Annotated in this window: 23 protein-coding genes; 6 read left to right on the forward strand and 17 right to left on the reverse strand. The window is 63.4% G+C overall.

Annotated elements, in window-relative coordinates; genetic code table 11:
* Window positions 1–96: 96 nt before the first annotated feature.
* Both BQ8794_RS20305 and BQ8794_RS20310 read right to left on the reverse strand, forming a co-directional pair.
* Entirely contained in the window at window positions 97–330 is a 234-nt protein-coding gene (locus BQ8794_RS20305; protein WP_029348749.1) for a hypothetical protein, read from the reverse strand.
* 79 nt (window positions 331–409) lie between these two features.
* A complete protein-coding gene (locus BQ8794_RS20310) occupies window positions 410–937 on the reverse strand; it encodes a winged helix-turn-helix transcriptional regulator (protein ID WP_077380480.1) in 528 nt (175 codons plus the stop codon).
* A gap of 100 nt (window positions 938–1,037) precedes the next feature.
* On the opposite strand from BQ8794_RS20310, the gene BQ8794_RS20315 reads away from it, so the two are divergent.
* The gene (locus BQ8794_RS20315) at window positions 1,038–1,889 is read left to right on the forward strand and encodes an alpha/beta fold hydrolase (protein WP_077380505.1); all 852 of its coding nucleotides are present in this window, start codon (window positions 1,038–1,040) and stop codon (window positions 1,887–1,889) included.
* Between the two features lie 58 nt (window positions 1,890–1,947).
* Here the strand turns inward: BQ8794_RS20315 and BQ8794_RS20320 are convergent, their stop codons facing one another.
* From BQ8794_RS20320 to BQ8794_RS20330, 3 genes are all read right to left on the reverse strand, one after another.
* Complete coding sequence (locus BQ8794_RS20320; RefSeq protein ID WP_077380481.1) at window positions 1,948–2,235, reverse strand: ArsR/SmtB family transcription factor; 288 nt, start codon at window positions 2,233–2,235, stop codon at window positions 1,948–1,950.
* Between the two features lie 31 nt (window positions 2,236–2,266).
* The gene (locus BQ8794_RS20325; protein WP_077380482.1) at window positions 2,267–3,514 is read right to left on the reverse strand and encodes an MFS transporter; all 1,248 of its coding nucleotides are present in this window, start codon (window positions 3,512–3,514) and stop codon (window positions 2,267–2,269) included.
* 84 nt (window positions 3,515–3,598) lie between these two features.
* Window positions 3,599–3,793, reverse strand: a complete 195-nt coding sequence (locus BQ8794_RS20330; protein ID WP_023797052.1) for a DUF1192 domain-containing protein — start codon at window positions 3,791–3,793, stop codon at window positions 3,599–3,601.
* A gap of 212 nt (window positions 3,794–4,005) precedes the next feature.
* On the opposite strand from BQ8794_RS20330, the gene BQ8794_RS20335 reads away from it, so the two are divergent.
* Both BQ8794_RS20335 and BQ8794_RS20340 read left to right on the forward strand, forming a co-directional pair.
* Window positions 4,006–5,019 (forward strand): NAD(P)H-quinone oxidoreductase, encoded by a 1,014-nt coding sequence (locus BQ8794_RS20335; protein WP_077380483.1) that lies wholly within the window; start codon window positions 4,006–4,008, stop codon window positions 5,017–5,019.
* A gap of 132 nt (window positions 5,020–5,151) precedes the next feature.
* Window positions 5,152–5,292: a DUF1127 domain-containing protein gene (locus BQ8794_RS20340; protein ID WP_023797054.1), complete on the forward strand. Its 141-nt coding sequence runs from the start codon at window positions 5,152–5,154 to the stop codon at window positions 5,290–5,292.
* 78 nt (window positions 5,293–5,370) lie between these two features.
* Here the strand turns inward: BQ8794_RS20340 and BQ8794_RS20345 are convergent, their stop codons facing one another.
* Both BQ8794_RS20345 and BQ8794_RS20350 read right to left on the reverse strand, forming a co-directional pair.
* Entirely contained in the window at window positions 5,371–5,679 is a 309-nt protein-coding gene (locus BQ8794_RS20345) for a hypothetical protein (protein WP_077380484.1), read from the reverse strand.
* A 127-nt stretch (window positions 5,680–5,806) separates the two neighbouring features.
* Window positions 5,807–6,946 carry a LuxR family transcriptional regulator gene (locus BQ8794_RS20350; RefSeq protein WP_077380485.1) on the reverse strand — a complete coding sequence of 380 codons (1,140 nt, stop codon included), beginning with the start codon at window positions 6,944–6,946 and terminating at the stop codon, window positions 5,807–5,809.
* 223 nt (window positions 6,947–7,169) lie between these two features.
* Between BQ8794_RS20350 and BQ8794_RS20355 the strand changes: the two genes are divergently transcribed.
* Window positions 7,170–7,865, forward strand: a complete 696-nt coding sequence (locus tag BQ8794_RS20355) for a DUF1013 domain-containing protein (protein ID WP_077380486.1) — start codon at window positions 7,170–7,172, stop codon at window positions 7,863–7,865.
* Between the two features lie 183 nt (window positions 7,866–8,048).
* Here BQ8794_RS20355 and BQ8794_RS20360 read toward each other — a convergent pair whose 3' ends face one another.
* From BQ8794_RS20360 to BQ8794_RS20380, 4 genes are all read right to left on the reverse strand, one after another.
* Window positions 8,049–8,768, reverse strand: a complete 720-nt coding sequence (locus tag BQ8794_RS20360; RefSeq protein WP_023797058.1) for a helix-turn-helix transcriptional regulator — start codon at window positions 8,766–8,768, stop codon at window positions 8,049–8,051.
* A 72-nt stretch (window positions 8,769–8,840) separates the two neighbouring features.
* On the reverse strand, window positions 8,841–9,251 hold the full coding sequence (locus BQ8794_RS20370; protein WP_077380487.1) for a hypothetical protein: 411 nt from the start codon (window positions 9,249–9,251) through the stop codon (window positions 8,841–8,843).
* Window positions 9,252–9,352: 101 nt separating this feature from the next.
* The gene (locus tag BQ8794_RS20375; protein WP_077380488.1) at window positions 9,353–9,955 is read right to left on the reverse strand and encodes a DJ-1/PfpI family protein; all 603 of its coding nucleotides are present in this window, start codon (window positions 9,953–9,955) and stop codon (window positions 9,353–9,355) included.
* Between the two features lie 85 nt (window positions 9,956–10,040).
* The gene (locus BQ8794_RS20380) at window positions 10,041–10,208 is read right to left on the reverse strand and encodes a hypothetical protein (protein ID WP_077380489.1); all 168 of its coding nucleotides are present in this window, start codon (window positions 10,206–10,208) and stop codon (window positions 10,041–10,043) included.
* 256 nt (window positions 10,209–10,464) lie between these two features.
* Between BQ8794_RS20380 and BQ8794_RS20385 the strand changes: the two genes are divergently transcribed.
* Window positions 10,465–11,418 carry a ring-cleaving dioxygenase gene (locus BQ8794_RS20385; RefSeq protein ID WP_077380490.1) on the forward strand — a complete coding sequence of 318 codons (954 nt, stop codon included), beginning with the start codon at window positions 10,465–10,467 and terminating at the stop codon, window positions 11,416–11,418.
* Window positions 11,419–11,584: 166 nt separating this feature from the next.
* Entirely contained in the window at window positions 11,585–11,746 is a 162-nt protein-coding gene (locus tag BQ8794_RS20390) for a hypothetical protein (protein WP_077380491.1), read from the forward strand.
* Window positions 11,747–11,861: 115 nt separating this feature from the next.
* Here BQ8794_RS20390 and BQ8794_RS20400 read toward each other — a convergent pair whose 3' ends face one another.
* The 6 genes from BQ8794_RS20400 to gap form a co-directional block, all read right to left on the reverse strand.
* Complete coding sequence (locus BQ8794_RS20400; protein ID WP_077380493.1) at window positions 11,862–12,593, reverse strand: SGNH/GDSL hydrolase family protein; 732 nt, start codon at window positions 12,591–12,593, stop codon at window positions 11,862–11,864.
* A gap of 87 nt (window positions 12,594–12,680) precedes the next feature.
* A complete protein-coding gene (locus BQ8794_RS20405) occupies window positions 12,681–13,421 on the reverse strand; it encodes a DUF899 domain-containing protein (protein WP_077380494.1) in 741 nt (246 codons plus the stop codon).
* 133 nt (window positions 13,422–13,554) lie between these two features.
* A complete protein-coding gene (locus BQ8794_RS20410; protein WP_077380495.1) occupies window positions 13,555–14,580 on the reverse strand; it encodes a class I fructose-bisphosphate aldolase in 1,026 nt (341 codons plus the stop codon).
* Window positions 14,581–14,733: 153 nt separating this feature from the next.
* Window positions 14,734–15,930 (reverse strand): phosphoglycerate kinase, encoded by a 1,197-nt coding sequence (locus tag BQ8794_RS20415; RefSeq protein WP_077380496.1) that lies wholly within the window; start codon window positions 15,928–15,930, stop codon window positions 14,734–14,736.
* 110 nt (window positions 15,931–16,040) lie between these two features.
* Complete coding sequence (locus BQ8794_RS20420; RefSeq protein ID WP_077380497.1) at window positions 16,041–17,930, reverse strand: potassium/proton antiporter; 1,890 nt, start codon at window positions 17,928–17,930, stop codon at window positions 16,041–16,043.
* 251 nt (window positions 17,931–18,181) lie between these two features.
* Window positions 18,182–19,192, reverse strand: coding sequence for a type I glyceraldehyde-3-phosphate dehydrogenase (gene gap, locus BQ8794_RS20425; protein ID WP_077380498.1), 1,011 nt, complete (start codon window positions 19,190–19,192; stop codon window positions 18,182–18,184).
* Between the last annotated feature and the right edge of the window lie 87 nt (window positions 19,193–19,279).

Consider the following 19,279-nt stretch of genomic DNA (forward strand, 5'->3'; position numbering starts at 1 on the left):
GCTATAACGACATGCATAAAAGGCGGTGAAGCCGCCGCCTCGTTGTCAGCACCTGCCGACGACGGGCAGGACAGGCCCGCCCGACACGCTGGACCGCTATTTTTTCTTGGCGCGCGCCGGCTTCTTCACCGGAGCAGCCGGCGCATTGGCGAGGTCTTCCGCTTCCTTGGCAAGGCGGAGCGCCCTCAGCTTGTTGGTCTTTATCTGGCGGGCATCGCTCTCGGCGACATATTCCGCCATCGCCTTCTGACGAACCGTGGCTGCCTCTTCCTGCTTCTTGAAACGCAAATCGGCCCGCGCGCGGGCAGTATCCTTAGAGTTCTCAACCAAGGGCTTTTCCAATCCCGTAAATTATAGTTTTCAATAGCTTTAATAGCAGAGCCGACCTGCGATGGGGGAAATAAGTTGGTCAGGCGCCGGCATCGCACCCGGCGCCCGGCGCCTTTCGGGCGACAACCGCCTCGTATCCGGCCTGCAACGTCGCACGCACGGTGGCATCCGGCGGCGTGTCGGAAGGCGTGCTCAGATGTTCGTGGCGCAGTTCGTCCATGAACTTTTCCCACATCGGCTGGCCGCCCTTTTCCAGAAGCTCGGCGCGGATCGAGAGCTCCTCGCTGACCGGCAGCCAGACGCGACCCCAGGCGCCGAGATGTGCCAGGATCGGCACCAGCGTTATCGCCATTTCGGTCAGGCTGTAGATCGCCTTCTGCTTGTGGGTCGGATCGTCGGCCCTGGTCAGCATGCCGAGCTCCATCAGCCGCTTCAGCCGATCGGCGAGGATGTTGGAAGCGATGCGTTCCAATGACCCGTTGAGCAGGTCGCGAAAGTGGCGTTTGCCGCCGAAAATCATGTCGCGAAGGATGATCAGGCTCCACCGGTCGCCGAACACTTCAAGCGACAGGTTGATCGGGCACCCAGATCGATGATCGATGCTCATGCGATTCTCCGACAGAAACCGGTTGCATTACTATATCAGTTTTATTATCGTGCAACTGATTGCGAAAGGCAATCGGTTTAACGGAGAGGAGACGGTGACCATGACCAAGGCAGCGGAACCGGAAATCGCGTCGCAGACGTTTGGCGATCCCGCGCATCCGCCGATGCTGCTGATTATGGGCGCGATGGCTTCGATGCTCTGGTGGCCCGAGGCGTTCTGCCGGAAACTGGCCGGCAAGGGCCTGTTCGTGATCCGCTATGACAATCGCGATACCGGCCGTTCGACCAAATATGCGCCGGGCGAGCCGCCTTACACTTTCGACGACATGGTGGACGACGCCATCCGCGTCCTCGACAATTATGGCGTCGCGAAAGCGCATGTCGTCGGCATGTCGATGGGCGGCATGATCGCGCAGCTTGTGGCGCTGAAGTATCCGTCGCGGATCGTCTCGCTAACGGCGATCAGCACTTCTCCTGTAGGGATCGACACGTCGCACCTGCTTGGCACGACCGAAGCCTATATGAATCATTCGGCCGAAGGCGCCAGGGTCGACTGGTCTGACCGAGCCCAGGTGGTCGACTACATCGTCAAGGACGCGTACGCGATCGCCGGCACCGCGCATCCCTTCGACCAGAAGCGGACGAGGGCTTTCGTCGAACAGGACTACGACCGGTCCGGCGGTTTTCTAAGCGCGACCAATCATTTCATGCTCAAGAGCGGTGAAGATCAGGGCGGCGAGGATCGGAAGGGTCGCTTGCACGACTTGAAGGTTCCGCTCCTCGTCATCCACGGCACCGCGGATCCGATCTTTCCGGTCGAGCATGGCGCCGCTCTGGCCGAAGCAGTTGCCGGCGCGAGGCTTGTCCGCATTGAAGGCGGCGGCCACGAACTGCATCCCGACGATTGGGACGCGATCGTTGGTGCCATCGTCAGCCATAGCCAAGCCAGGTAAGCAGCGGGGCGAACCTCGGCACCGGTGTCCTCGAGCCAAAAGGAACGCACGGCGCACCTCAGCTTCCGGGCGAGCCAAGCTGCTCGGCCTCCCAGAACTGGTCGAGCCAGATGTTGAGCTTCAGGAAGCCGGCACTGCTGACCGTATAGACGCGCCTTGTCCCTTCCGGCTTGGCGTTGACCAGCCCGGCGTCGAGCAGCACCTTCAGATGCTGCGAAACAGCCGGTCGCGAGACCGGCAACCCGGCGGCCAGTTCGTTGACCGTCTTCGGGCCGCGCCTGAGCTCTTCCAAGAGATGGCGCCGGTTGGGATCGGCAATCGCCATGAAGGCGTCGGAAAACATCATGCCTTATTTGTGAGGCAAAGTGTTCCAAATCTCAACCGTTGGTTTCAGGCTTTCTGCGCGGATCGAGCCGCAAGGCTTCCGGGGTGATCGAGCGCTCGGCCGGTTGCGTCTTGAAGGCGTCGCGATCTTCGATCGGCACCGGTGCGCGCCGGCTGATGCGCAGCAGCGTATAGAATGCCAGGCAAAGATGCGCGAGGGCCGTTGCAAGGAACAGGCTTTCCGGACGCATCCAGCCCATCAGGCCGGCGGCCAGCAGCGGCCCGATCATCGTGCCGAAACCATAGAGCAGCAGCAGGCCGCCGGACACTTTGACGAAATCCTCCGCGCGGGCGTGGTCGTTGGCATGGGCCACGGCGATCGAATAGAGCGTGTAGGCAAAGGCGCCGTAGGCGGCGGTACAGACGATGACGAAGACGCCGGAGCGCGGCTCGAACAGGAACAGCGCGAGGGCGAACAGCGCCGCGCCGAAGGCCAGGCCTGCCAGCACAAAGCGGCGGTCGGTCTTGTCGGAGAGACGCCCGGCCGGAAGTTGCATGGCGGCGCCGGCGACGACCACCAGGCTCATCATCAGCGCGATCTCGGCCGTGGAAATGCCGATGCGGGCGCCATAGACGGCGCCAAGCGTGCCCCAGGCGCCGTTGGCGACGCCGATCAAAACGCAGGCGATCGCCGACACCGGCGAATTGACATAGAGCCCCTTGACGTCGAGCGAGACGTCCTGCAGCGGCTTGGGATGCGAAGCCGTCGACACTGCGGTCGGAATGAGCGACAGGCAGAACAGGATACCGGTGATCATGAACAGCGAGGCCGACTTCACGTCACCGCCGGCAACGATCATCTGGCCGCCCATGATCGAGGCATAGGTGACCATCATGTAAAGCCCGAAGACGGCGCCGCGGTTCTCATTGGTGGACTTCTCGTTGAGCCAGCTTTCGATGATCATGAAGGCGCCGGCCATGGTGAAGCCGGTGAAGGCGCGCAGCAGGATCCAGATATATTCGTCGATGATCAGGCCGGTGAGCAGTGCGACAATGGCGCCCGATGCCGCAAAGGCACCAAAAGCGCGTACGTGACCGGCGCGGCGCACCAGGCGCGGCGCAAAGAAGCAGCCGGTGACGAAGCCGCCGGCCCAGGCCGTGCCCATCAGGCCGAGCGATGCGGTCGAGAAACCCTCTAGCTGGCCGCGCAGCGGCAACAACAGCCCGTGCAGTCCGGTTGCCGCCAGCAGGAAAGCGGTGCCGCGAAGCAGCGAAAGGATCGGTCGGTAGCTTGCAAACATTTAGCTGATCCGGCTGGAATTTGGGGAGGGTCTGAAGACAGGCGCATTCGAGCTTTTCGGCGGCGGGCGCTTCGGCTCTGGAAACTATCCGCGGCGAAACAGCGCCTCGGCCGCTGATTTGGTGGTGCTCTTGGTCTTGAGCTCGGCTTCGAGCCGGGCGATCTCGTCGCGCAAGATGCCGATCCGCTCGGACAGTTCATCGACGGAAAGCAGCGACAGATCCTGCCCGATCTCATGCGGGCGGGCTTTCTTTTTGGGTTCGTCGTCGAAGATCGCCATCGTCGCTCCTCGCTGATGCGCAAAAATTAAACGGCTACAGCGTCCTTCGCGCGTCCAATCGCACGCCCGGCGCTGCAGGGGCCATTTGCCTGATTTGGCAATCAGCATACATAGGACAGGGGCATGGATGCAAACAGTCGGCAAGAAAACCGGCAGTCGGCAACAAAACCGGCAGCTGGCAAGAAACTGGTGAAGCGAGACGGGAAAAATTCATGGCGAGCGGACAGGACAAGATTCCGGCGAAGATGACGGCCATCGCGATCTCGGAACCCGGCGGACCACGGGTGCTGAAACCGGAAACGCGCGACGTGCCCGTGCCCGGTCCCGGCGAAATCCTGATCCGGGTGCGCGCCGCCGGTATCAACCGGCCGGATGTGCAGCAACGCAAGGGCGCCTATCCACCGCCGCCCGGTGCGTCGGACCTGCCGGGCCTCGAAGTGTCCGGCGAAGTCGCCGCTCTTGGCGACGAGATATCGCGCTGGCGCGTCGGCGACCGGGTCTGCGCGCTGACGCCCGGCGGCGGCTATGCCGAATACGTCAAGGTCCATGCCGGCAGCGTGCTGCCGCTGCCCGCCGGCTTCACCCACACCGAGGCGGCGGCGGTACCGGAAAACTACTTCACCGTCTGGCATAATGTCTTCGAGCGCGGGGCCTTGAAGAGCGGCGAGACGCTGCTCGTGCATGGCGGCTCATCCGGGATCGGCACCACGGCGATCCAGCTCGCCTCGGCCTTCGGCGCCTATGTCGTTACCACCGCCGGCAGCCAGGAGAAGTGCGACGCCTGTCTGAAGCTCGGCGCCGACCGGGCGATCAATTACCGCGAGGAGGATTTCGTCGCGGCGGTCAAGGACGCGACCGACGGCCGCGGCGCCAACGTCATCCTCGACATGGTCGGCGGCGACTATGTGGCGCGAAACTACGAGGCTGCGGCGGTGGAAGGCCGCATCGTCCAGATCGCCACGCAGGGCGGGGCTGTGGCGAGCGCCGATTTCTCGAAGATCATGGTCAAGCGGCTCAGCCACACCGGCTCGACGCTGCGGCCGCGCAGCGTCGAATTCAAGGCGGCGATCGCCGCGGCATTGGAGGCGCAGGTGTGGCCGCTGCTCGGCACCCGCAAGGTAGCACCGGTCATGGACATGATCTTTCCGCTCAAGGAAGCGTGGCGGGCGCATGAGCGGATGGAGGACGGCGACCACATCGGCAAGATCGTGCTCGATGTCGGCTGACGGTCGGTAAGCAAGCTGAACAAAACCTTAATTGCGCAATGCAACAAACGCATTGCCGCCATGCAAAAGCGTCTGTTCAACTTTTCATCAACGGTGCCTATTTGAGCGGCATCGAAACGATGGAGGGCTACCATGAACCCGATCCGTGCTTTCCGTAACTGGCGCATGTACAATGAAACCGTGCGCGAACTGAACCGCCTGAACGCCCGCGAGCTCAACGACCTCGGCATCAACCGTGGTGACATCGAGAGGATCGCCCGCAAGACGCTTTGATCCGCTAAGCAAGAGCCGAGGCAGGCGGGTTTCCCGTCGCCGGTTCCGAGCCCGCTGGACCCAGTCCGGCGGGTTTTGTCATTTGACGTCCGAGACTACAGCGGCGGCTGCTATGATGGCCACTATCCAGAACCGAATACAACTCGGCCGCAATCTGCGGTTGACTCCAGTTTCAGCGTAGGCTGCGGCGCCCGTCGCGACGACCATCGCCAGCGAACTCGCGCCCAAGGCGATGCCGGCGGCTGCCGAAAGCGCTGTGGTACGCGAAGCGGTTAGCCCGGCCAGCGCGACGACAGCAAAATTGGCGCCCGGCAGCATTGCCAACAGCGCATAGGAAATGGCAAACGGAAACAACCCCGCCGCGACAGCGTGCCCGGTTTCCAACATCGATTAGCCCACATCGGCGGCGGCTTGCTCTCCCAAAGCAGGTCGCCGCTACCGAAGCAAAATGTGGATGAAACGCGTCCTCTCTAACAGTCGGCAAATGCCGGCATCAGGACGTTTTGTTGCCGGACTAGCGGCCGCGGCCGCTCAGCGGTTCCGTGCTCTTGAGCAGCGCGACCAATTCGCTCTGCTGACGGGTGCTGGTCTTGGAAAAAATCCGTTCCAGATAAGTGCGGCAGGTCTTCACGGTTATGCTCGAGCTCGCCGCTGCTTCTTTCAGAGTCCTCCCGGATGCCAAACCGGCTGCGAGCCGGGCTTCGGCCGACGTCAAGTCGAACAGGCTGCGCACATGCTGTTCGAAGCCATCGGGAATGCGTCGGGCGACCTCGGTGACCATGATCACCGCGCAACGTTCCGACGCCAGTCCATAGGCGCGGGCATCGACGAATGGAGCGACCGACAGCACCAGTCGGGTCAGGTCAGAGCGCTTGTGATCCGACGGCACCATCAATGTTCCTCCGGTTCCGGGCATCGTGCCGTCCCGCAAACAACAGGCGTCCTCGACCAGCCGCTGAAGCGCCTGTGTGTCCTTGGGATTGGAGGCGACGATTGCGCCGCCATTCAGCTTCATCGGGGTGTCGGATCGCGCCAGCATTGCCTCGGCGGCTTCGTTCATCTGCGCGATATGCTGATGTCCGTTTACCAGAAACACGCCGAAGGGCAGGTGCGAGAAGGCCGATGCCAGCGCCGAGGTGTTCTCCAGCTGTCGACCGATCTGCCCGGCGCGCAGCATATGCGGCACGATCTTTTGCAAAAGGTCGATATCGGCGTTATCGAATGCCCCCTGCCTTGAACCGCGATCTATACTAAGCAGCCAGTTTGCGCTGCTGGACGAGAGCAGCTTGCAGGCGAGTCCGTGATACATGTCGCGCGGCCTCAGCCAGTCCTGCCAGAGTTCGCGGCGGCGGAACGCCGCCACGTCGAGGCCCATTGGCCAGTGAGTGACCGCGCCGACAGGTATGGCGGCTGCCGCCGCAGCCAAGGGATCGCGCAGAAGAGCCTCGATGCCCCTTTGCGAAGTGAATTCCGGGTCCAGGTCGGATGCAACCGCATCGAACGTTTCCGCACTGAGGCGCACAATGCAGGAGCGCGAGCCGCCGAACAGGTCGCGCAGACCGGTCACCGCGTCGGGCCATCGTTCCTGATCATAGGCAGCTTCGTAGATCTGGCCGACAACAGCGGATACCGCTTCGGTGGTGACGTCAGCCATGGGGCGCCCTTGATCCTGCTGATGTCACGAGGCTAAACGCACCAAGGCTCTCGCGCAAGTTGCATAGTTGACGAGTCGGCGACGGAACCTTCCAAAAACGTGTCCTTCCAAAAACGTTGCGGAACGGCAACGGAGCGGCTATATAAATCGCGATTTTCCCATTTTGGTGGCTCTAAAACCACCGCCCGCGCGGGAACGCGGGCGAACGAGAAGGATATTTGCAATGGCCAATACGCTGCTGATGCCCAAGGCGACCGCCGTCTGGCTGGTCGACAACACCGCGCTGTCGTTCGAGCAGATCGCGCAGTTCTGCGGGCTGCATCCGCTCGAGGTCAAGGCGATCGCCGACGGCGAATCGGCGCAAGGCATCAAAGGTATGGACCCGATCATGACCGGCCAGCTGAGCCGCGACGAGATCGCACGCGCCGAGAAGGATCCGAACCATCGGCTGAAGCTGTCCGACCCCAAGGTGCGGGTGCCGGAATCCAAGCGCAAGGGGCCGCGCTACACGCCGCTGTCGAAGCGCCAGGACCGGCCCAACGCCATCCTGTGGCTGGTGCGCAACCATCCCGAGTTGAAGGACGCGCAGATCGCGCGCCTCGTCGGCACCACCAAGTCGACGATCGACCAGATCCGCGACAGGAAGCACTGGAACTCAGCCAATCTGCAGCCGATGGATCCGGTGACGCTGGGGCTCGCCTCGCAGATCGACCTCGACATGGAAGTCAACCGCGCCTCGCGTGGCCGCGAGCAGGCGCAGCCTGCCGGCGACACGCTGCTGCCGGCGGCATTGACCGAGCGCCTCGTGCCGGCGCCGGAGAAGCCAAAGGACGAGGATGCGGAACTCGACGCCAACGCCGTCTTCGCCAAGCTCTCGGCGCTGAAGTCGAAGGACGAGGATAAGGACGACGAGGCGTAAGAAGCGGCGCTGTTCCTTCTCCCCTTGTGGGAGAAGGTGGCCGCGAAGCGGCCGGATGAGGGGTGCCGACGCACTCCGTCCAACACCCCTCTTCCGTCTTGGCGCTGCGCGCCTCCACCGCCCGGGGCGAGTCACGGGCCTCGCCCGCCCTTCGGGCCCCACAAGGGGAGAAGGTAAGAGCGCCTAAGTTCGCGCGGCCCGGTCCGGCGCCATGCCGTAGTCCTCGCTGCGCTCCACCGCACGGTAAAAATCGGCGAGCTGCTTGCCGCGCTCCGGCTTGAAGACGCGGCCGGCTATGACCACCGAAGCGATGCGGTCGATGCGGAAAGCGCGAAAGTCGTCGCGCATCTCGCACCAGGCGACCAGCGTCCACACCTTGCCCCAGAACCACAGGCCCAATGGCCTGATGTCGCGCACGGTGCTGCGGCCTGCTTCGTCGGAGTAGTCGATGGTTAGCACCTGGCGTTTTTCCACCGCGCGCTCGATCAGGTCGATTGCTTCGCGGGCGGCATCGCTCACCACCCACATCGGCGTGTGAATCTCGGTGCGCGCGATGCGGTCCTTTTCGGCGTCGGGCAGCACGGCGCCGATCTTGACCAGCGCCTCGTCGGCGGCCCGCGCCATGGCAGCGCCGCCAAACGCGCGCACCATGCGGGCACCGGCGACCAGCGCGACGATCTCGTCACGCGTGAACATCAGCGGCGGAAGGTCGAAACCCTCCCTCATCATGTAGCCGACGCCGGCCTCGCCGTCGATCGGCACGCCGGTCGACTGCAGGTCGGCGATGTCGCGGTAAATGGTTCGCTCGGAAACCTCGAGCCACGTGCCCAGCTTCTGGGCGGTGACCAGACGGCCACCGCGCAGATGCTGCACGATCTGGAAGAGCCTGTCGGCGCGGCGCATCGTACGTTCCCTTTACATTATTTTTATGCATGTCGTTGTCCCAAAACCGGTCCCACTTTTGGGCGACATGCATTATGATTTCAGCCCTTCGCGCTTGCGCTGCGCGGCGACGAATGCCGCGCCGAAGGACAACTTCCCTGTTGTAGGCGTCTTTGCATCCAGCACCCGCCAGAACGGCGCGATGTCGCTCAGCGTCATGCCGCGTTCCAGATCCTCGTTGGCGGCCTCGGCGACAGTGCGCAGATGATAGCCGATGGTGACCGGACATGTCACTTCGGCGCCGTGCTCAATGGCGAGCGCGGTGCGCAACGCGCGGACATCCATGGCCACGCCCTCTGGAATGGAGCGGATGAAATCATCGACCTGCCGTGCCGTCGGCACCAGCATCGGCTGGCCCTCGATGACGTCGCCAACAGTCCGCGGCGTCGGCTTGATACCGTTGATGCCCGGCGTGTTCAGTCTGTCGTTCCAGCTCCTTACCATGCGTCACCTAGACGAAGAGCCCGAAGCTTTTGCAGGGATGAAGGCCATGTCTGTCTCCTGATACTATCGCACTATTGCACGCTGCTCCTGACACCATACTGTCAGGAGGCTTCAGCATATTCCCCTTCAGAATACTCCTTGGCGAACAGCGTGCGCATCTCAGCGAGATCGCTGCTTCTCTGGGGATAGAGCGTCTTCAAATAGGCAAGAGCGAACGTGCCGGGAGCCGAACCCGGCGCGGACACGATGCGACCGTCGGCGACGGCATAGGGCACGTCCTGATAGTTCTGAGCGCCCGGATAGCCCGGTTCCTTTTCGTTGATCCAGTCACGACCATTGCTGGTGTGTTTGGCATTGTCGAACAGGCCGGCACGCGCCAGTGCCAGCGTGCCGGCGCAGATGCCGCCGACCACGCCGCCGCGCGCCGCAATCGCTGTCAGCAGTGCGGAGATGTCAGGCGGAGCATCGACCCACTGGTCGGAGCCGATGACCGCGACGGCGTCGAGATCGGTGTTTTCATCAACCGCGGTGGAGCGGTCGGGCGTCAGCACAAATCCGCTGGCCGAGGTCACCGGCTTGCCGTTCGGGGTCAGCGACACCGCGCGTGCACCGAACCATTCGACCGCCGAAGCCGCCAGCAGCCCATATTCCCAGTCGGCGAAGCGATCGATAAAAAGAACGCCGATGGTTTTCTGTTCGGACATTTCCTGCTCCGTCTTTCGGTCCGCCGGACCTATTTATCTGGGCGCCTTGGCGTCCGCATCCAACTGCTGCTGCGAAAAAATCGCCTCAATGGCCGCGGCCGTGGCGGCCTTCATAATTATCCGGCCAACCGATGTCCTTGCGGATGCTCTGCGGCAACTCGTTCATGAAACGCCGGGTGCGGATCTCGTTGCGCATCGTCCGGATCTTGCCGACATAGTGCTGCACGCTACGCAGAATGGTAAAACCGTTCATAGCTGGTCTCCTCTCTTTCGATGGAGACACTATCTCACACCCCTCCTGACAGCAGTCTGTCAGGAGGCTGAGCGGTTTTTGGTGAGCGTGCCAGGTTTTGCCGGTTCCGCTCCGTCTGCCCGAGAGAAGCAGGCTTTCTCGTCGCCGGGATCAAGTCTTTCATTTGCCAACGACGGAGCGTCGGAATCCGCAGCAGCGATAGGGCCGGGGTTCTGGTATTGAAGGAGAGAATTTTCCAGAGATCAGGGAGATGACAATGAGCCTGCAACTGACAGGAATTCACCATCTGACCGCAATCACGGCCAATGCACCCGGAAACCTTCGTTTCTACACCAGGACCCTGGGCCTGCGACTGGTCAAGAAGACGGTCAATCAGGACGACACGTCGGCCTATCACCTTTTCTATGCCGACGCCGTGGCGACGCCTGGCACCGATCTTACCTTCTTCGATTGGCCGGTCGGACGCGAGCGGCGCGGCACCAACAGCATCGTGCGGACCAGCCTGAGGGTCGCCAGCCCTGAAAGCCTTGCCTGGTGGAAGCAGTACCTGTCCGGCGAGACCGTCGCGACGGGAGAGATCGGCGATATCGGCGGCTACCCGTCGCTGGACTTCGAAGACCCGGAAGGCCAGCGCCTGCGTCTCGTCAGCGATGGCGGCAAGGGCGACAGTCACCCCTGGGTGCAAAGCCCGGTCCCAATCGAGCACCAGATACGCGGGCTCGGGCCTATCGTCATCAGCGTTCCCGACATCACCAACACTGAAACCGTGCTGACCAGGGTGATGAACATGCGCAAGGCGCGGGACTATGCCTCGCCGGATGGTCAGGGCCAGGTTCACGTCTTCGAGATGGGAGAAGGCGGCCCGGCGGCGGAGCTTCATGTCGCCGTGCAGCCGGGCCTTGCGCCGGCACGGCAGGGCGCCGGTGCGGTCCACCACGTGGCATTCAGGGCGCCGGACCAGGAGATCTTGCATCAATGGACGGCGCGGCTGGCCGAGTTCCGCCTGCCGTCAAGCGGTGAGGTCGAGCGATACTACTTCCGCTCGCTCTACTTCCGTGAGCCGAACGGCATATTGTTCGAGATTGCCACCGACGGCCCAGGGTTCACGGCCGACGAGCCGCTGGAAACGCTGGGCGAAAGGCTGGCCTTGCCACCGTTCCTCGAACCGAAACGGGCTGCGATCGAGGCCGGCCTCAAACCGCTGGCATAGTGCTCCCGTGAGCCAGCGAAAGGAGCACTTTGACAGCCGACCGTGATGCTGGAGCGCCGCGTGCCCCTTGGAGGCGCAAAGGATGCTCCAGCAGCATTGACTCTACGCATCGTGCTTTCCGAAAATCGATTTCGATTTGCGGGCCGATGCGCTAGTCAAAAGCGGCATGTCGAAACTCCTCGCGCTCGTTATCATTGCCATGATGGTCATCCAGCTGATCAAGCCGCTCGGCTGGCCGGGGCTGAAGCGGCGCAGCGATTTTTGGAAGCTGGCGGTGCTGGCGATGGCGGCAATTTCGATAACAGCGGCGCTGGGCCATTGGACCTAAAGCGCGTCGCGTTCGACCGACCTCACGCGACGCGCTTTAGGTTGTTGTTTATGCATGTCGTTATCGCAAGACCGCTGCACACTTTTGCGCGACATGCATTAGGGCTGGCGGCCCGCTACGCGAGGCGTGGTTCGTTGGCCAGCACCAAATCGACCAGATGTTCCGCCCAGGCCCGGTAGCCGGCTTCCGAGGCATGAAATCCGTCGGAGGCAAAACCGGCTTCGGCATTGGTGATCGGCAGGCGCGGCGCCGGCACAGCGCCGCGTTCGAGGCAAAGGCGCTCGCCCATCCGGTTCATCTCGGCGGCGCGGATTTCAAGGATCTTTCCGAGCAGCGGCGGCATTGCCGGTGCGCGGGTGAATTCCAGCACCGGCGACCACACGACGCGCGCCTCCGGCCATTTGGCGCGCAGCGCGTAGAGCAGGCCGCCAAAATCGCTCTTGAAGCGTGGCACCGAGTGAAAGTTCTTGGTGTCGTTGGTGCCGATGGCGAGCACGATATGCGTCCACGGATCGGCCGACAGATTGGGCAGCACATGATCGCGGATCTGGCCTGAGGTCGCCGAGTTGAAGCCGGCTGCCCGCCAGCGCACCGCGCGGCCGGTGCGTTTCGAGATCAGCTCGGCCAGTTGCGCGGCCAGCCCGTATTCGGAATTGCCGATGCCGACCGATGCGGCGGAAGAATCGCCAAGCATCAGCAGCGAGATCGCCGGCGCCTGGCCCGAAATCTCGTGCATGACCGGACCTTGCGCCGGCAGCATGCGGCTGGTGCGGCGGCGCACGCCGAGCCCCTGCCAGACATAGACCGGAAAGGCGAGCCAGGTGAGGAGGGCAAGAAAGCGCTGCATCGCAAACCGTTAAAGCGGCAAGTCCGTCGAGCAGCACTTAGCGCAGATCGGGCCAAAGACGAAAGACCTTGCGTCGACGGTCCGTCGTCAATGGCAGCAGGCGTCTTGCATTTCGTGCCTGCCCGCATATTCATCGTGCAGCCGCACCCAGTCCATCAGGCTGTGGTAGGGACCGGTCTCGTTGCGGCCCTTCGGCGTCAGGTCGAGATAGTGATAGGCGCCGATCAGCGGATCGCCGCCCCTGGAGCGCGACATGAAGGTCAGGAAGATGTCGCCGTTCTCATCCCTGTAGAACACGCTGATGCCGGGAAGGTCCTTCGATTTCAACGCGCGCTGCTCGAAATTGTAGGTCGTGTCGCCGGATGCGATCTGCTTGTCGGTGAAGGAAACCTGCATGTCGAAGTTGAAGTCCGAGGCGTAGGACGACACCCAGTCGAAGTTCCAGCCCATGCGCTGTTTGTAGGGCAGAAATTCGGCCAGCGGCGCCCGCGAGATCACGACCAGCGACACATCATGGTGCTTGAGGTGCTGGTTGGCGCCGTCGATGTGATCGGCAAGGAAGGAACAGCCTTCGCAACGGTAGTCGGCGCCAGGCCCGAACATGAAGTGGTAGACGATCAGCTGGCTCGCGCCTCCGAACAGGTCGGCCAGTTTCTGCGGGCCCTGTTCGGTCTCAAAGACATAGTCCTTCCGCATCTTCAGCCAAGGCAATTCCCGCCGTTCGGCAGCGATGCGGTCGCGAAAACGCGTCAATTCCTTTTCACGGGCCAGATGCGCCTTGTGCGCCTGGAACCAGTCTTGCTGTGAAACGATCTTGTTGTTTGGCATCAGCCTGCTCCTCGTTTGCCCCAAGGACGTTCGGGCTCAACGCAAGCCGACACCGGCGTCGCTTTTTTTGGCATTTTGGTGAAGAGGGAACCCGGGCACATGGCCCGGGTTCGGACAAAGATAGAAAAACCGGTCAGGCGGCCTGTTCCAGTTCCGGCTGCCATTTGCCAAGCGCTGCCAGGTGGTTCATGTGGGCGCGGTGGGCGAAGGCTGCCTGGGCAGCGGCGACGTTGGCCGCCTTGCCGCCCCAGGCCTTCTGCGGCGCCGCCTGCAAGGCGCGGCCATAGGAGAAGGTCAGCTTCCATGGATGCGGGCCGATGGCGTTGATGGCGTTGAGGTTGGCGGTCGCCTCCTCGTCCGATTGTCCGCCGGAGAGAAAGGCGATGCCGCCAATCGCTGCCGGCACCGTTTCGCGGAACAGTTTTATGGTTTTTTCGGCGACTTCTTCGGGGCTGCTGGTGTTGCCGGACTTCTTGCCGGCGAGAACCATGTTCGGCTTCAGGATGGTGCCTTCGAGGACGACGCGGGCGGCGTAGAGCTCGGTGTAGAGTTTCGTCAGCGTTGCCTTGCTGATCTCGTAGCAGGTGCCGATGTCGTGGGCGCCGTCCATCAGCACCTCCGGCTCGACGATCGGCACGATGCCGGCCTCCTGGCAGAGCGCCGCATAGCGGGCCAGCGCATGGGCGTTCGAGCCGATCGACGTGGCGGAAGGCACGCCCCTGGCGACGTCGATGTCGATCACCGCACGCCATTTGGCGAAACGGGCGCCGAGCTTGTAATAGTCGGCGAGCCGCTCGCGCAGGCCGTCGAGGCCTTCGGTGATGGTGTCGCCGGGGTACCCGGCCAGAGGCTTGGCGCCGGCATCGACCTTGATGCCTGGAATGGCGCCCGTCGTCTTGATGATGTCGACCAGCGGCGTGCCGTCGGCGGCTTTCTGGCGAATGGTCTCGTCATAGAGGATCACGCCGGAGATGTATCTGCTCATCGCCTCCTTGGCGCGGAACATCATCTCGCGATAGTCGCGGCGGCTGTCGGCGGTCGATTCGACGCCGATCACGTCGAAGCGCTTCTTGATGGTGCCGGAACTCTCGTCGGCGGCCAAAAGACCCTTGCCGTTGGCCACCATCGCAGCGGCAATGTCCTCGAGACGTTCGCTCATTGTGCATCCTCCTGAACCGGTTGTTCCAACAGTGTGAAATATCCGGGCTAGCAGACCACTAGAGCAAAGCAGGTTCAAGTCGAACCAGTCCGAGCGGAAAGCTCGAATCGATTGAAACGCGCAAACGCGCTCGTTCGCCTGTTGCCCAGGGCCTCAGTGCTTCAGCACGTCGACACCGGGCAGCGGCTTGCCCTCCATCCATTCCAGGAAGGCGCCGCCGGCGGTCGAGACATAGGTGAAGTCGTCGGCGACGCCGGCATGGTTGAGGGCGGCCACCGTGTCGCCGCCACCTGCCACCGAGATCAATTTGCCGGCCTTGGTGCGGGCCGCGGCGTGCCTGGCCGCCGCCACTGTCGCCCGGTCGAACGGCTCGATCTCGAAGGCGCCGAGCGGGCCGTTCCAGACCAGCGTCGCGGCGCGGTCGATCCAGTCGGCAACGGCCTTCACGGTCTTTTCGCCGACATCGAGGATCATGGCGTCGGCCGGCACCTCCGCTATGGCGACGGTTTCGCTGGCGGCGCCCGCCTTGAATTCCCTGGCGACGACACCGTCGACCGGCAGGATGACGGCGCAGCCGGCTTCGGCCGCCTCGATCATGATCTGCTTGGCGGTGTTGGCGAGATCATGCTCGCACAGCGATTTCCCGACGGCGGTGCCGCGCGCGGCGAGGAAGGTGTTGGCCATGCCGCCGCCGATGACCAGCGCGTCGACCTTCTTCACCAGATTCATCAGGAGGTCGATCTTGCTCGAGACCTTGGCGCCGCCGACGATGGCGACGACAGGGCGGACGGGGTTGCCGAGGCCCTTTTCCAGCGCGTCGAGCTCGGCTTGCATGGTACGGCCGGCGAAGGCCGGCAGCAGCTGCGCAAGCCCTTCCGTCGACGAATGGGCGCGGTGGGCGGCGGAAAAGGCGTCGTTGACGAAGATGTCGCCATTGGCGGCCAGCTTTTCGGTGAAGGCCGGGTCGTTCTTCTCCTCGGCCTTGTAGAAGCGTGTGTTTTCGAGCAGCAGCACGTCGCCGTTGTTCATGGCGGCGACGGCGCTCGAGGCCTTGTCGCCGATGCAATCCGCCGCGAAGCCGACAGGGCGGCCAAGCACCTCCGCGGCCGCCTTGGCGATCGGCTCAAGCGAGAATTCGGGCGAAGGTCCATCCTTGGGCCGGCCGAAATGGGCAAGCAGGATGACCTTGGCGCCCTTGCCGGAAAGCTCGGCGATGGTCGGCGCGATGCGCTCGATGCGGGTGGCATCGGTGACCTTGCCGTCGGCGACGGGAACGTTGAGGTCGACGCGCACCAGCACACGTTTGCCGTCGATATTGCCGATGTCGTCCAGTGTCTTGAAGCCGGCCATGCTGTTCCCTTTCGCGAAAAATCGCGGCGACCTTACCCCGCATCAACGACGATGCAAGACCTGCATGGGAGTTCACGGAAAATATGATCCACGCCTCGGGTCGCAGGCAGTCAGCCCTCGCCGGTTGCTTTTCCCACCACTGGCTGTGGAGCCGGTTCCGCGTCCGCCGGCGCCTCGGCACCCTGCTTTTTGGTCCGCTTGCGCCAATTGCGCACAAAGCCAACGATGCGGTCGGCGATCTCGCCGGCACTCAGGAACACCGGCACCCGTGCCACCGGCGCGGTCGGCTCGAGGGAAAGACCGAGACCGGTGATCTTGCCCTTGTCGTCGACGTCGCGGACGATCAGCTCGATCGGACCAATCAGCACGCGGTCGGCATATTCGGCATGGCCGCCGAGCCGCGCCGTCACCAGGTCGCCGACGGTCAGCTTGCGTTCCTCCTCGGTCAGGCCCGGCGCGTAAGCCGCTTCCAGTTCCGCGGCGGAGCGCGCCGGATCGACGGCGAAGGCGCCGAAGAAGTCGGCATCCTCGGGATCGACCACGGCGCGGCTGGCGAACAGCTTGTCGAGCAGGGCCGGATAGCGATCCGGCACGAAGATGTAGACATGGTCGCCGGCGGCGAGCCTGCCCATGTCCTGGAAGCGCATCGAGCGCCCGTCGCGCAGCACCAGCGACGGCCGCGCCCAGCGCGGGATGCGCTCGCCGCGCGCCACCGGGCTGCCTGGTGCTACGCGGTAGGCGAGCAGCTCGTGATGGGCGGAGCCAGGCAATTCGAGCTCGACCTTGTCCAACGGACCCAGGCGGGCGGGCACGATCAGGCCGAGGCGGCGCGCCAGCGGTCCGACGGTCCATCCCTGGATGACCAGCGACACCAACACCACGATGAAGGCGGTGTTGAAGATGAGGCGGCCATTCTCAAGACCGCCAAGCAGCGGCGTGATGGCGAGCAGGATCGACACGGCGCCACGCAGACCCACCCATGAGACGAAGGCGACTTCCGGGCGCGGCAGAGGAAACGGCATCAGGCAAAGCCAGACGGCGATCGGCCGCGCCACGAATATCAGGAACAGGCCCAGCAGCACCGCCGGCAGCAGGATCGCCGGAAATTGCGAGGGCGTCGCGAACAGGCCGAGGATCAAGAACATGATGATCTGCGCCAGCCACGACATGCCGTCCTGGAAGCGCTTGAGGATGGTGACGGCGCGGATGTCGGAATTGCCGGCAACGAGGCCGGCGAGATAGACCGCCAGAAAGCCGGAGCCGCCAATGGCGCCGGCGGCGGCGAACACCATCAGCGACAGCGTCAGCACGAAGATCGGCAGCAGCCCGTGGTCGAGATTGAGCCGGTCGACGAGGCGAACGATGGCGAGGCCGCCGAAAATGCCGACGATGGCGCCAAGCCCCATGTTGAGAAGGAAGCCGAGGGCGAGGTCGGTAACCAGCACCCTGGCCTCGGGGCTGGCGTTGGCGGCGATGATCTCGACCAGGCTTATGGTCAGGAAGATGGCGATCGGGTCATTGGTGCCGGATTCCACCTCGAGCGTCGAACGCACGCGTTCGCGCAAATTGATCTCGCCGGCGCGCAACAGGAAGAACACCGCTGCCGCGTCGGTCGAGGCGACAGCGGCCCCGAGCAGGAAGGATTCCAGCCAGCTGAGATCGAGCAGATAATGGGCGACGGCGCCGAACAGGCCGGTGGTCAGAAGGACGCCGACGGTCGCCAGCGACAGCGCCGGTCCGGCCGCCTGGCGCAACGCGTTGAGTGGCGTGCCGAAACCGGAATCGAACAGGATGACCGCCAGCGCCAGTGAGCCGGCAAAATAAGCCAGCCGCGCATTGTCGAACTGGATGCCGAGGCCGTCGGTTCCGGTGGCCAGGCCAATGCAGAGGAACAGCAGCAAGAGAGGGGCGCCGAAGCGGAAGGCGATCAGGCTCGAAAACGCGGCGGCGACGACGAGTGCGGCGCCGACCAGCGTCACGAGATAGATCGCATGCTCCATCCGCCAATTGCCCTCGAATTCGTGTTCCTCTCGCTTTACGGCAGAGTGAGGCGAAGACATGACCGGTGCAAGGCGTGAGGGTGGTTTTTTGCCCTATGCCGCTGATTTTCGAGTGTTTTGGCGCTCGAGGCGCGGGTCTTGCCAAACAAACCCTTGGAGCGTCGTTTGCGCATCCAAAAGGGCGCTGGGCGCCCTCATGAAAACGCCCGGACAGGCCGGGCGATTCAAGCGCAAGAAGATCGTTCTTGCGGTCAGACGATGGTCTTGCCGAAGGCGACTGCGGTGTCGGCCATGCGGTTGGAAAAACCCCATTCATTGTCGTACCAGGACAGCACCGAAACGAAATTGCCGTCCATGACCTTGGTCTGGTCGAGCGCCATGATCGAGGAGTGCGGATCGTGGTTGAAGTCGATCGACACGTTCGGATGACGGGTGACGGCGAGAACGCCCTTCAGCTTGCCGTTGGAGGCGGCGATCACCGCTTCGTTGATTTCCTGCACCGTGGTCGCACGCTTGGCGATGAACTTGAAATCGACGACCGAGACGTTCGGGGTCGGCACGCGAATGGAGATGCCGTCGAGCTTGCCCTTGAGGTCGGGCAGCACCAGGCCGATCGCCTTGGCCGCACCGGTCGAGGTCGGGATCTGCGACAGCGCCGCGGCGCGGGCGCGGTAGAGATCCTTGTGCATGGTGTCCAATGTCGGCTGGTCGCCGGTGTAGGAGTGGATCGTCGTCATCATGCCCTTCTCGATGCCGACGGCCTCATGCAGCACGGCTGCCAGCGGCGCCAGGCAGTTGGTGGTGCAGGAGGCGTTCGAGATGACGATGTGGTCCTTGGTCAGTTTGTCATGATTGATGCCATAGACGACGGTGAGATCGGCGCCCTCGGCAGGCGCCGAGACGAGGACGCGCTTGGCGCCGGCGGTCAGGTGCGCGGCGGCCTTGTCGCGGGCGGTGAAGATGCCGGTGCATTCGAGCGCGATATCGATGCCGAGATCCTTCCACGGCAGCTGCGTCGGGTCCTTGATGGCGGTGACCTTGAATTTTTCGCTGCCGACGGTGATCTGGTCACCGTCGACCGTCACTTCATGCGGGAAGCGGCCATGCACGCTGTCGTAGCGCAGCAGATGCGCATTGGTCTCGACCGGGCCGAGGTCGTTGACGGCGACGACATCGATGTCCTTGCGGCCGGATTCGTGGATGGCGCGCAGGATGTTGCGGCCGATGCGGCCGAATCCGTTGATGGCAACTCTGACGGTCATTTTTCTCTCCCTGGGAGTTGGAGGCCGAAGATCAAGTCCGCAGCTTCATAACGGCGGGCTGGCAAAGAATCCAGCCGTCGATGGGTT

The sequence above is a fragment of the Mesorhizobium prunaredense genome, from assembly GCF_900156895.1.
GTDB lineage: Bacteria > Pseudomonadota > Alphaproteobacteria > Rhizobiales > Rhizobiaceae > Mesorhizobium > Mesorhizobium prunaredense.

Excerpts from the sequence above, each read along its gene's own strand:
- BQ8794_RS20335 (WP_077380483.1), top strand. The coding sequence starts at position 4,006 with ATGGCGAGCGGACAGGACAAGATTCCGGCGAAGATGACGGCCATCGCG.
- BQ8794_RS20410 (WP_077380495.1), bottom strand. The coding sequence starts at position 14,580 with ATGAGCGAACGTCTCGAGGACATTGCCGCTGCGATGGTGGCCAACGGC.
- BQ8794_RS20370 (WP_077380487.1), bottom strand. The coding sequence starts at position 9,251 with ATGGTAAGGAGCTGGAACGACAGACTGAACACGCCGGGCATCAACGGT.
- BQ8794_RS20355 (WP_077380486.1), top strand. The coding sequence starts at position 7,170 with ATGGCCAATACGCTGCTGATGCCCAAGGCGACCGCCGTCTGGCTGGTC.
- BQ8794_RS20415 (WP_077380496.1), bottom strand. The coding sequence starts at position 15,930 with ATGGCCGGCTTCAAGACACTGGACGACATCGGCAATATCGACGGCAAA.
- BQ8794_RS20345 (WP_077380484.1), bottom strand. The coding sequence starts at position 5,679 with ATGTTGGAAACCGGGCACGCTGTCGCGGCGGGGTTGTTTCCGTTTGCC.
- BQ8794_RS20330 (WP_023797052.1), bottom strand. The coding sequence starts at position 3,793 with ATGGCGATCTTCGACGACGAACCCAAAAAGAAAGCCCGCCCGCATGAG.
- BQ8794_RS20325 (WP_077380482.1), bottom strand. The coding sequence starts at position 3,514 with ATGTTTGCAAGCTACCGACCGATCCTTTCGCTGCTTCGCGGCACCGCT.
- gap (WP_077380498.1), bottom strand. The coding sequence starts at position 19,192 with ATGACCGTCAGAGTTGCCATCAACGGATTCGGCCGCATCGGCCGCAAC.
- BQ8794_RS20310 (WP_077380480.1), bottom strand. The coding sequence starts at position 937 with ATGAGCATCGATCATCGATCTGGGTGCCCGATCAACCTGTCGCTTGAA.
- BQ8794_RS20350 (WP_077380485.1), bottom strand. The coding sequence starts at position 6,946 with ATGGCTGACGTCACCACCGAAGCGGTATCCGCTGTTGTCGGCCAGATC.
- BQ8794_RS20380 (WP_077380489.1), bottom strand. The coding sequence starts at position 10,208 with ATGAACGGTTTTACCATTCTGCGTAGCGTGCAGCACTATGTCGGCAAG.
- BQ8794_RS20420 (WP_077380497.1), bottom strand. The coding sequence starts at position 17,930 with ATGGAGCATGCGATCTATCTCGTGACGCTGGTCGGCGCCGCACTCGTC.
- BQ8794_RS20360 (WP_023797058.1), bottom strand. The coding sequence starts at position 8,768 with ATGCGCCGCGCCGACAGGCTCTTCCAGATCGTGCAGCATCTGCGCGGT.
- BQ8794_RS20405 (WP_077380494.1), bottom strand. The coding sequence starts at position 13,421 with ATGCCAAACAACAAGATCGTTTCACAGCAAGACTGGTTCCAGGCGCAC.
- BQ8794_RS20320 (WP_077380481.1), bottom strand. The coding sequence starts at position 2,235 with ATGATGTTTTCCGACGCCTTCATGGCGATTGCCGATCCCAACCGGCGC.
- BQ8794_RS20315 (WP_077380505.1), top strand. The coding sequence starts at position 1,038 with ATGACCAAGGCAGCGGAACCGGAAATCGCGTCGCAGACGTTTGGCGAT.
- BQ8794_RS20385 (WP_077380490.1), top strand. The coding sequence starts at position 10,465 with ATGAGCCTGCAACTGACAGGAATTCACCATCTGACCGCAATCACGGCC.
- BQ8794_RS20340 (WP_023797054.1), top strand. The coding sequence starts at position 5,152 with ATGAACCCGATCCGTGCTTTCCGTAACTGGCGCATGTACAATGAAACC.
- BQ8794_RS20400 (WP_077380493.1), bottom strand. The coding sequence starts at position 12,593 with ATGCAGCGCTTTCTTGCCCTCCTCACCTGGCTCGCCTTTCCGGTCTAT.
- BQ8794_RS20375 (WP_077380488.1), bottom strand. The coding sequence starts at position 9,955 with ATGTCCGAACAGAAAACCATCGGCGTTCTTTTTATCGATCGCTTCGCC.
- BQ8794_RS20390 (WP_077380491.1), top strand. The coding sequence starts at position 11,585 with ATGTCGAAACTCCTCGCGCTCGTTATCATTGCCATGATGGTCATCCAG.